Annotated in this window: 2 protein-coding genes; one reads left to right on the top strand and one right to left on the bottom strand. The window is 71.3% G+C overall.

Translation table 11 applies throughout. The features are described 5' to 3' along the window. On the top strand, positions 1 to 183 hold a 183-nt coding region (locus JF597_RS55240; protein ID WP_294014839.1), incomplete at its 5' end, for a hypothetical protein. Between the two features lie 172 nt (positions 184 to 355). On the opposite strand, the gene JF597_RS55235 is transcribed toward JF597_RS55240, so the two are convergent. Then, on the bottom strand, positions 356 to 1,185 hold an 830-nt coding region (locus JF597_RS55235), incomplete at its 5' end, for a V-type ATP synthase subunit E (protein ID WP_294014836.1).

Here is a 1,185-nt window from a genome sequence, read left to right as displayed (position 1 = left end):
CGCATCGCGCTGCGCTGGACATCCACCGACCCGGCGGTCACCGCCGCCCTGACCGAGCACTCGGACCTGATCTCCGACGAGGTCCTCGCCACCGACTTCGGCCAGGGCGAGACGGACGACACCTTCGGGGACCCCTTCACGGACGAGGGCCTGTCACTGACGTTCCGCCTGCGCAAGGCGTAACGGCGACACGCACAGCACGTACGAAGGCCCGCTCCGCCCGACTTCCGTTCTAGCGGTCGTCGGCGGGAGCGGGCCTTCAGCGTCACCGGCACACGCAAAAGGGCGGGGCCCCGGAAGAAAATCCGGGGCCCCGCCCTGAACGCCGACGACGCCTAAGGCGTACTAGAGGCCGTCAGTTGTCGTCCTCGTCGATCAGGAAGCCACGCATCGGTGAAGGAGCCTGACCCATCGGAGACGGGCCCTGCGGCCGGACCGGAGCCATGGGCTGGGTCATGGCCGGAGACATCTGCTGCTGGCCGCCGTAGGACGGGGCAGCCGGGCCGGGGCCACCCATGCCCTGGTTGCCGCCGTACGACGGGACACCGGCGCCGGCCGGAGCCATCGAGGGCGCCGGGGACGGCGGCAGAGAGGCCGTGGCCGGAGTGCGCGGCGGGGCCAGCGAGTCGTCGGCCTGGGTCTCCAGCTGACGCAGCTGCGACTCCAGGTAGGACTTCAGACGAGTGCGGTACTCGCGCTCGAAGCCACGCAGATCCTCGACCTTGCGCTCCAGCGTGGCGCGGGCGGACTCCAGGGAGCCCATCGCGACGCGGTGCTTCTCCTGGGCGTCCCGCTCAAGAGCGTCGGCCTTGGCGCGGGCGTCGCGCTCCAGGCCCTCGGCGCGGCTGCGTGCCTCGCCGACGATCTTGTTGGCCTCGGAACGAGCCTCGGCGATCGCCTGGTCGGCGGTCTGCTGGGCCAGCGAGAGAACGCGCGCGGCGCTGTCTCCACCGGGACCCTGACCGGGGCCGCCCATCTGCGGGGGACCACCCATGGGACCGCCCATCGGGCCGCCCATCTGCTGCATCTGCCCCTGCATCTGCTGACCGGGCATCTGCTGCATCTGGCCGGACATACCGCCCTGACCCATCTGCCCCATCTGTCCCTGCATCTGGCCGGGCATGCCGCCCTGGCCCATCTGCCCCTGCATCGGGTTCTGACCCATGGGGCCCTGACCCATCGGGC

This window comes from Streptomyces sp. (assembly GCF_019510245.1).
In the GTDB taxonomy this organism is placed as follows: Bacteria; Actinomycetota; Actinomycetes; order Streptomycetales; family Streptomycetaceae; genus Streptomyces.
This window is presented reverse-complemented; position numbering and strand designations above follow the sequence as displayed.